We start from the raw sequence: 4,248 nt of genomic DNA on the forward strand, positions 1-4,248 counted from the left end.
CTTCTGGGCCCGGCTGCGGGAACCGAGCGGGTGGGCATTGCCAGCTTCGACATCGGCGGCATCCATTCGCACGACGTCGGGCAGTTTCTCGATGACCGGGGCATCGCGGTGCGCGTCGGCCACCACTGCGCTCAGCCGTTGCACCGTCGGCTGGGAATCACGTCGTCGACCAGGGCAAGCGCCTACGTCTATTCGACCGAGGCCGAGGTCGATGCTTTTCTTGCCGGCGTCGCCGACACCATCACGTTTTTTGGACCACGCTCATGAGCTCATCAGAATTGCAAAGTCTCTACCAGGAGATCATCCTCGATCATTCGCGGGCGCCCATTGGCTTCGGATTGGCGGCGGGCGCTGCGGGCAGCTCGCACCAGCTCAACCCCACGTGCGGCGATGAGATCACCCTCGAGGTTCACCTCGACGAGGCTGGCGCGGCAACACTCCACTGGGAGGGACACGGCTGCGCCATCTCGCAGGCCTCGGCCTCGCTGCTCACCGAGATGGTCGGAGACGGAATGCCCGTTGACATGCTTGCTGAGCGCATCGACGAGTTCCGCACGGCGATGCGGTCGCGAGGAGCGATTGAGCCGAGCGAAGAGGTCTTTGGCGATGCCGCAGCGCTCAGCGGAGTCTCGCGCTACATCGCCAGGGTCAAATGCGCGATGCTCGCGTGGGTGGCAGCGGAGGACGCACTGCGTCAGGCGACAAGCCCCCAGTCTTCGTAAGACTCCTTCCTAAGACTCTCGCTGGCGCGGTAGGGTCGCTGAGTTACAAGACCGACTGGCCGGTATGTTTCGGCGTCGATGGAATCCGTTGTCTTGCCTGCTTTTGTTGTTCGAGGAGGAACAGTGAGCACGTCCGCGCCCGCCACCAGCACCCAGATTCACCTCGCGGAGAGGCCGGTGGGATGGCCGACCGATGCCACGTTCCGCAGGGTGTCGGCCGAACTCCCGCCGCTCAGCCCAGGCGAGGTGAGGGTCGCTAACGAGTTCGTCTCCGTTGATCCCTATATGCGGGGGCGCATGGACGATGTGCCCTCCTATGTCCCTCCCTACCGTCTCGACGAGGTTATGGAAGGCGGTGCTGTGGGGCGAGTCATCGAATCCGCTTCCGACGCGCTGGGAGTGGGGGATGTGGTCCTGCATTCGCAGGGCTGGCGCGACATCGCCCAGGGTGCAGCCTCTGACTTCAGGGCCGTCGCCGAGATTCCCGGGGTTTCGCCCTCCGTCTATTTGGGCATGCTCGGCATGCCCGGTTTCACCGCGTGGGTGGGTCTCACGCAGATCGCTCATCTTGCGCCCGGCGACGCCGTCTTCGTTTCGGGCGCAGCCGGGGCCGTTGGTAGCGCTGTGGGTCAGATCGCCCGACTCAAGGGGGCGTCGCGCGTCATCGGTTCTGCAGGCTCGGACGACAAGGTGCGGATGCTGCGCGAACGCTACGGATTCGATGCCGCGTTCAACTATCACGAGGGACCCGTGCGGCATCGCCTGCGGGAGGCGGCCCCCGAGGGCATCGACGTCTACTTCGATAACGTCGGAGGTGAGCACCTTGAGGCGGCCCTCGGCGCGTTAAAGGACCGAGGCCGGGCGGCCATCTGCGGCATGATCTCCCAGTACAACGCCACCGAGGCGCCCACTGGCCCCCGCAACATGGCCAACATCATCCGCCGCAGCCTCACGCTGCAGGGGTTCACGGTCAACCACTACTCGCGTCTATTTGGCGAGTTTGCCGCTGACATGACCCCCTGGATCACCTCCGGGGATGTCGTTTTTGATGAGACTGTCGTTGACGGTATCGAGAACGCACCCGAGGCGTTTCTGGCGATGATGCGGGGCAGCAACACGGGCAAGATGGTGGTGCGCGTCTAGGCGCTCGGCGCTATGCGCTGGCGGTTGGTCTGAGCGGCGTTCAGTGTCGATGACCGGCGTTGCGCACGAACTGAATCGCGGCGAGGCCACCGATGATGACGCCGAGCGTGATAATCACGACAAGGGCGATGATGAGGGCTGCTTCCATGGCGCCAGTATTGTCCCGGGGGCGCAGCTTTCCCAGTGGGCAAAATACTGCATCCCGAACGTGACGAAGGCCGTGGATGCGCCACGACGCGAGTCGGCCTAGACTGATGGTGAAAACACGGGAGTCCGGTGAGCCGGGCTGAGAGGAAGCTACTCCAAGCTTCGACCGTCGAACCTGATCTGGATCATGCCAGCGCAGGGAGGGAAGCCGAATGCCGGTTGAATTTCTTCTAAGGTGCCCCCGGGGCTGCGATTCGACGCGCCACCGGCAAGGCCCCGCGCGTGCATATGCGGGGCCCCGCCCCGTCCAGGTCGTTACACCGCCCGCCTCACGGCGAAAAGGAGAACGATGATGACAACGACCGACGCTCACACCATGCCCCGCACGCGGCCGACACTGCGCTGGAGGGTAGTCGACATTGTCGTCGCCAGCGTGCTCGGCGTCGCATCCGGCCTGCTGTTCCTCGTATGGAATGTCGCCTACGAACCGCTGAGCGTGCCCCTCAAAGCGGCTCTTCCCGGCCTGCAGGCCCTCGCGGGAGGCGGGTGGCTCTTTGCCGGGGTGCTCACGGGTTTGATCATTCGCAAACCGGGGGCAGCGCTCTATGGCTCCCTGCTCGCTGCGGCGGTTTCTGCACTCGTTGGCAACGCGTGGGGGCCGCTCACGCTGGTCTCCGGGCTCGTCCAGGGCCTCGGTGCTGAAATCATCTTTGCGATTTTTCTTTATTCGAACTGGCGACTCTATGTGTCGGTTCTTGCGGGAATGGGCGCGGGGCTGGCGATGGCCATCAACGATCTGGTGTATTGGTACCCGGGCGCCGCGACGCTGTTCTCGACCGTGTACATCGTCTCTGCTCTGATCTCGGGTGCGGTGATTGCCGGAGTTCTGCCGTGGTTGGCCGCGAGAGGGCTCGCTCGCACGGGCGCTCTTAGCCGGTTTGCTTCGGGCCGCGAAGCAACGACGGGCGCGACCAGGCGGCGTTCATGACAGTCGTTCATCCATCGGGTTCAGCCGCGGGCGCTCAGGTGAGTGCCCGCGGCTGGGGATGGCGTCATGCCGGCCGAGACGACTGGGCGGTGCGCAACATCGACCTGGAGATCAGCCCGGGGGAGCGAGTGCTGCTGCTGGGAGCATCCGGGGCCGGAAAATCAACGCTCATCCATGCCCTAGCCGGCGTGCTCGGTGGTGCCGACGAGGGCGAGACGGCGGGCGAGCTACTGATCGACGGGGTAGCAGCCGATCGCGCACGCGGTGCCGCAGGGCTCGTGCTTCAAGACCCCGACTCGCAGGTGATCCTCGCCAAGGTGGGCGACGATGTTGCCTTCGGATGCGAGAACGTGGGGGTGCCGCGCGACGAGATCTGGAGTCGGGTCGGCGATGCCCTTGATGCCGTCGGGTTGAGGCTGCCGCTCAGCCACTCGACATCAGAGCTTTCGGGCGGGCAGAAGCAGCGCCTCGCCCTGGCCGGGGTGCTCGCGATGAGACCCCGTCTGCTGCTGCTTGATGAGCCAACCGCCAACCTCGATCCCGATGGTGTCGCCGAGGTGCGCGACGCCGTCGCTAGGGTGCTGTCGTCCTCCGAATCGACCCTGATCGTGATCGAGCATCGCGTCGAGGTGTGGAAGTCGCTGGTCAACCGCGTGATTGTGCTGGGAGCCGACGGCGGCATCATCGCCGATGGAACCCCGGATGCTGTGCTCGGCAGCGAGGGAGCCCGCCTGTCTGCATCGGGGGTGTGGGTGCCCGGTTTCGCGCCGGCCCGTCCGCAGCGCCAGCCCCGGTCATCGGGGGAGCCGCTTCTCACCGCCACGGACCTCTCGGTAGCCCGCACGCGCGGGCACGCCATCCAGAGCGGCATCGACCTCACCGTTGCCTCGGGTGAGGCGTTGGCTATCACGGGGCCCAACGGCGCGGGCAAATCCACTCTGGGGCTCACCCTTGCGGGGCTTCTTGCGCCGACTGCCGGATCCGTCGTGGCATCCGATTCTCTGATCGAGCGGGGAGACAGCGCCGGTCGGCGGCGCCGCCCTGGCCCGCATCCCATCCAGTGGAAGTCTCGGGACCTCCTCACCCGCATCGGTACCGTTTTTCAGGACCCAGAGCACCAGTTTCTTACCGGCACGGTTCACGCAGAACTCGCGGTCGGACCCCTCGCGTTGGGTCTCCCCGACGCGGAGGTGTCCCAGCGCGTCGATGAGCTGCTGGAGCGCCTTCGTCTGACGCACCTCGCCGAAG

5 protein-coding genes are annotated in these 4,248 nt (G+C 65.5%); all 5 read left to right on the forward strand.

All coding sequences use genetic code 11. From position 1 onward, the window contains the following. The coding region (locus tag AC062T_RS13370; RefSeq protein WP_476030803.1) for an aminotransferase class V-fold PLP-dependent enzyme at window positions 1-267 on the forward strand (267 nt) is incomplete at its 5' end. Then, window positions 264-722, forward strand: a complete 459-nt coding sequence (sufU, locus tag AC062T_RS13375) for a Fe-S cluster assembly sulfur transfer protein SufU (RefSeq protein ID WP_476030805.1) — start codon at window positions 264-266, stop codon at window positions 720-722. The genes AC062T_RS13370 and sufU, both read left to right, overlap by 4 nt. Window positions 723-845: 123 nt before the next feature. Further along, the gene (locus AC062T_RS13380) at window positions 846-1,865 is read left to right on the forward strand and encodes an NADP-dependent oxidoreductase (protein ID WP_476030807.1); all 1,020 of its coding nucleotides are present in this window, start codon (window positions 846-848) and stop codon (window positions 1,863-1,865) included. A gap of 499 nt (window positions 1,866-2,364) precedes the next feature. After that, window positions 2,365-3,000, forward strand: coding sequence for an ECF transporter S component (locus AC062T_RS13385; protein WP_476030809.1), 636 nt, complete (start codon window positions 2,365-2,367; stop codon window positions 2,998-3,000). Beyond that, on the forward strand, window positions 2,997-4,248 hold a 1,252-nt coding region (locus tag AC062T_RS13390; protein WP_476030811.1), incomplete at its 3' end, for an ABC transporter ATP-binding protein. The genes AC062T_RS13385 and AC062T_RS13390, both read left to right, overlap by 4 nt.

The organism is Homoserinimonas sp. (assembly GCF_056262345.1).